General features: G+C 58.8%; 2 protein-coding genes. Both read left to right on the forward strand.

What is annotated here, in order from left to right; translation table 11 throughout:
* The first annotated feature begins 448 nt into the window (after positions 1–448).
* Positions 449–2,017, forward strand: coding sequence for an efflux RND transporter periplasmic adaptor subunit (locus ABX749_RS19790; RefSeq protein ID WP_372897489.1), 1,569 nt, complete (start codon positions 449–451; stop codon positions 2,015–2,017).
* Entirely contained in the window at positions 2,014–5,274 is a 3,261-nt protein-coding gene (locus ABX749_RS19795; RefSeq protein WP_372897490.1) for an efflux RND transporter permease subunit, read from the forward strand. Before ABX749_RS19790 ends, ABX749_RS19795 begins: the two co-directional genes overlap by 4 nt.
* The last annotated feature ends 229 nt before the right edge of the window (positions 5,275–5,503 follow it).

Here is a 5,503-nt window from a genome sequence, read left to right on the forward strand (position 1 = left end):
ATGGGGGCAAAACGATGGGGGCAGAACGATGGGGGAAGAACGATGGGGGAAGAACGATGGGGGAAGAACGATGGGGAAGAAGGCAACGCTGTGAAGCATTTATTCCATGCGTTTGACGAGGTGTTAGCGGCAGGGCGCAAGCCCACCGGGCCCACACCGTTCCCCAAACACCGGAGGGCGCGCGCCCTACCCCAAAAAAGTGCTTCACAGCGTTGGGGAAAAGGGATGGCAGAATAATACGGGGCAGAATGATTGGCGTAGCAGACTGGTGGGAAGGAGGTGATGGCTGGTTGCACCCGCGATGTCGTTGTGTCGGTACGGGCGACGTGCTGGGAGGGCTAGAACGTGAAATTCGTGAACGTCCGCTACTTGAGCTATCATGTGGGGTTTCAATCGAACACGATTGCACCGCCGCGTTTATAGCTTGAAGATACTTCGGGTGTCGTTGATGAATAAATGGATTCCGGCTCTTGGGCAGACCTTCCTTTCGATCGCGATTTTGGCCACCGGTGTGGGCGGATTTTTTCTGATGGGGACGCCCGAGGTTCCGGTCCAGGAACCCGTGCCGGCGCCTCCCCCGCTGGTGGTCACCCAGCCCGCAGTGGCACACACCGAAGGCATCTCGTTTGACGTCGATGGCGTGGTCGTTCCATACCGCGAGATCGATATCACGGCTCAGATCTCGGGTCGAGTTGAGTACAAGTCGGAGGCGTGTCGCAGTGGCCGAACGGTCCAGAAAGGCGACGTATTGCTGCGCATCGAACCGGACGACTACGAGCTTGAGGTCCGGCGTCTGACCGAAGAGCTTGCCCAGGCCGACGCGATGATTTTGGAGCTGGATGCAGAAATCACGTCGTCGGATAACCAGATCGAATCGTCGCGTCAGCAATTGGCGATCGATGTTCGACAGTTGAAACGCAGCGAAGATCTGATGCGTCGCAGTGCCGCGTCCGACACGGAAGTCGACAGCGCACGCCGGGCCGAGCTGACGACCCGCAATACCCTGCAATCGCAAATCGATCAGCGGAACTTGCTGATCCAACGGCGGCTGCGAATGGAAAGTGCCAAGGCCCTCGTGCAGGCGAATCTGGACAAGGCGAAATTGAATCTGACCCGCACCGAAATTGTTTCACCGATCGACGGCGTTGTCGTCAGCGAAAGTGTCGAGCAAGACGGATACGTTCAAGCCGGAGGTCCCGTCGTCGTGCTGCAAGACACATCGCAGCTGGACGTCAGCTGCAAACTGTACATGCATCAGATGCACTGGCTGTGGCAAAGCGACTCGGTGGACGGCTCGGCCAAGGGCTATGAACGCGGCTACGATTTTCCCGAAACCCCGGCCACCGTCATTTATTCACTCGGTGAAGAAGACTACGCGTGGCGAGGCGTTGTTGATCGTTATGACGGGGCCGGCGTGGATGCCCAAACACGCATGGTGCCGTGTCGCGTGCACGTCGATGATCCGACGTCGGTGATGAAGCTGAGCGACATGGAATCGACCAGGCGTGCCGAAGCTTTGGTGGCGAAGCCGTCGAATTCGAATCCCGTCACCGACGACGCAACAGCGGACGATGCGCCAAGTCTTGGCGCGGAAATCACCGCCGATAGCGTCAATCTGCAACCGCCCACGCTGATGACGGGCATGTTCGTCAAAGTGCGGATTCATGCGGCGCCGCCGATTCCGTTGGTCCGGTTGCCCCACCAGGCGATCCAGCCCGGCAACGCGGTCTGGATCGTTGAATCGGGGAAGCTTCACAAGAAATCGATTGCGATCGCCAATTCGTCTGAACAGCACGTCGTCGCCTATCAGCGCAGCGGCGGACTGCGCGCCGGCGATCTGATCGTGACGTCACCGCTGGCGACACCTGTCGAAGGGATGCCGGTCAGCACGTCGGCTGATGCGGTGACCGGTGCGGGCCGACGCGGACCACCGGGTGGCAAGCACAATGCAGCCGCAGCCGGCGGCGCAGCAGGCAAACGTCCCGGCGGCGCGACTCGTGGAGGGCGGCCCCAATGATGAAGTCCATCGTCCAGGCCTCGATCAACAATCGCGCCGCGCTCAATCTGTGTATGGTCGCGATCATGATCGTCGGCTGGTTCTGTTTGCGTGCCATGCACCGTGAATCGTTTCCCGAATTTGAACTCGACCGGATCACGGTGACCGTGCCGTATCCCGGAGCGGCGCCGCAAGAAGCGGAACAGGGGATCGGACAAAAGGTGGAGGAAGCGGTTCGTTCGATCGAAGGAATCAAAAAGGTCACGACGGTGGCGATGGAAGGTTCCTGCACGGTGTTGATGGAGTTGGTTCCCGGAGCACGCTCTCCGGATCGCATCTTGGACGAGGTCCGCTCGGGAGTCGATCGAATCCCCAGTTTTCCGTTGGAAGCCGAAGACCCGGTGGTCACGCTGGTCACCAATCGACGACCTTCGATTCGCGTCGGCGTGTTGGCACCTGAGTGGGCACCCCGAAACGAAGACGACACGCTTTCTTCGTCCGCGGAGTTGGATTTGCGAGAGGTCGCCGAGCGGGTCCGCGACGACCTGCTGGCGATTGAATCGGTTTCACAAGTCGACTTCCTCGCCGCACGCAATTACCAGATCGATATCGAGATCCCCGAACAGACACTTCGGGCTCATGGGCTGACCCTGCGTCAGACGGCAGAAATCATACGGCGGGAAAACCGCGAGCTGCCGGCCGGTTCGATTCGCAGCCAATCGCAGGAAGTGTTGCTGCGTGGGAACAATCGTCGTACCAGTGGCGACGAATTGGCCGAGTTGCCGCTGGTCACCGAGTCCAGTGGTGCGGTGTTGACCGTTGCAGACCTCGGCACGGTTCGTGATGAGTTCACCGACGCGACGGCAATCAACGTGATCAATGGACAACCTGCGTTGGCGTTGTCGGTCGAACGTAGCACCTCGGAAGACTTGTTCGTGATGATCGACGCGGTGAAAAGTTATGTCGAGCAGGCCGAATTGCCGACCGGATATCAGCTGATGACGTGGAGCGACGAATCGGTCGAGGTCCGTGGCCGACTGGATCTGTTGCTCAACAACTGGGCACAGGGATTGCTGATCGTTTTTACGCTGTTGCTATTGTTTTTGGATCCGAAGTTGGCGTTCTGGGTGGCGTTGGGAATCCCGTTCGCCATCCTCGCCTCGGGGATCTTTTTGTATTGGACGGGGCAAACGTTGAATCTGATTTCGATGTTCGCGTTTGTGATGGCGCTGGGCATCGTGGTCGATGACGCGATTGTCGTGGGCGAAAACGTCTTCGCCCACAGGCAGATGGGCAAGTCTCACATGCGAGCGGCAATCGACGGAACGGTGGAAGTGATCCCTTCGGTGACGACGGCCGTGTTGACGACCGTGGTCGCGTTCGCACCATTGCTGTTCGTCAGCGGGACGATGGGGAAATTCACGGCGGTGATGCCGGCCGCGATCATCGCGATCTTGCTGGTGTCGCTGATCGAATGCATCACGATTCTGCCCTGTCACCTGGCACACGAAGACAGCATCATTTTTCGGATCTTTCACGTCGTTCTGTACGTTTTTCGGCCGCTGCTGTTTGTCGCCCAAAAACTGAACGTGGCGGCAACGTGGCTGTTGGGCCGATACATCGACCGCATCTACAAGCCGACGCTGGAGTGGTCGTTGGGCAATCGGTCAATCGCAGTCGCCCTCTGTTTTGCGGCGTTGATCTTGACCGGCGGTTTGTACCGATCTGGGATCATCCAATTCAACTTTTTTCCCAGGGTTGACGGCAACACGCTCAGTGCAAACGTGGTGTTTCCTGATGGGACACCGGAAAGCGTGACGATCGCGGCGACCAAGAAGGTCGAGGATGCGTTCTGGCGGATCGCCGATCGCTATGAAAAGAAAGGCCAACCCATTGCAAAGACGTCCTACCGTGTCGTCGGTGCTTCGGTGCAAGGCGGCGGCCCCGGTGGATCTCCCATGCCGTCCGGTGGCGGTGGTCACAAGGGCAGCGTCGAAGTGGAACTGGTCAATGCGGAAAGCCGCGGCGTGCACAGCCGAGCGATCGTCGCCCAGTGGCGAGAAGAGGTCGGGACGATCGTGGGGACCGAAGAACTGACCTTGGGTACCCGTTCGTTTGGACCGGGGGGAACGCCGATCGAATTTAAATTGCTCGGCCCCTCGCGAAGCGTCGCTGAGTTGGAAGCGGCGGTGATCGAGTGCAAGGAAAAACTGGCCAAGTATCCCGGCGTTTATGACATCAAGGACGATTCGGTGCCGGGCAAGTGGGAATATCGTTTTCGCGTCAAACCCGAAGCGTTTGCGATGGGCGTGCGGACGGCGGATTTGGCCGAAACCGTGCGCGCGGCCTACTACGGTGAAGAAGTCATGCGGGTTCAACGCGGACGTCATGAAGTCAAAATCATGGTCACCTATCCGCGTGACGATCGCCGGTTGTTGGCCAACTTTGACGAGGTCCGGGTGCGGCTGAGTGACGGAGTGGAACGCCCGATCACGGAACTGGCCGAGATCGATGTGGTGCGAAGCTATTCCGAAATCAATCGGATTGATCAGGCCAGGTCGATCACGGTGTCGAGCAACTTGGACGAGGAGACCGGCAATGCGGAAGAGATTGTCGCGGATCTGCAAGCGGAGTTTATGCCGGGATTGTTGGCCAAATACCCCGACGTGCGAGTGCGATGGGAAGGACAGCAGGAGCGGCGTGCGGAGTCGATGGGCAGCTTGTTCAGCGGGTTTGGTGTGGCGTTGTTCGTGATGTACATCTTGCTGGCGATCGAATTCAAGTCCGCGGTGCAGCCGTTGTTGGTGATGTTGATCATTCCCTTTGGGGCGCTCGGTGCTGTGGTCGGGCACCTGTTGATGGGATTGCCGCTGACGCTGTTCAGTTTTTACGGAATCATCGCGTTGACCGGGATCGTGGTGAACGACTCGATCGTGTTGATCGACTTTATCAATTCCCGTGTCAGGGGCGGGATGCCGATCGGTCAAGCGCTGTCTGAATCGGGGGTGCGACGGTTTCGCCCCGTCTTGTTGACCACGATCACGACGATCGGAGGATTGGTTCCGATCTTGATGGAGTCGTCGATTCAGGCGCAGATCTTGATCCCGATGGCGACCAGCATCGCGTTCGGAGAATTGTTCGCCACCGTCGTGGTCCTGTATCTGGTTCCGGTGACGTACTCGTTGTACTGGAGCGCCGGAGGACGATTGGTGCATGAATCGGAAGACGCCGGCGAAGAGTATCAAAGCGATGAACCGGCCGTGCCCGTTATGGTGTGAGTGCGGACCTGTGTTCCACGAACTTTTAGCGGTAGGGCGCAAACGCAATACCGATAAATCGAGATTTAGCGCCGCGCGGACGCTGCCGCTCTCCTTTGACACCAGACGGAGTGATGCTTGTGAGCGGCAGGGCCCTGCGCTTGTCTAAACCTTGTCGATTGAGTGGTATTGGGCGCGCGGCCTGACCCCGACGGGGTCCAAGCGAGTAGCCGGAGGTGAGCGAAGCGAC

Source organism: Stieleria sp. (assembly GCF_041595215.1).
Lineage (GTDB): Bacteria > Planctomycetota > Planctomycetia > Pirellulales > Pirellulaceae > Stieleria > Stieleria magnilauensis.

Excerpts from the sequence above, each read along its gene's own strand:
- ABX749_RS19790 (WP_372897489.1), top strand. The coding sequence starts at position 449 with ATGAATAAATGGATTCCGGCTCTTGGGCAGACCTTCCTTTCGATCGCG.
- ABX749_RS19795 (WP_372897490.1), top strand. The coding sequence starts at position 2,014 with ATGATGAAGTCCATCGTCCAGGCCTCGATCAACAATCGCGCCGCGCTC.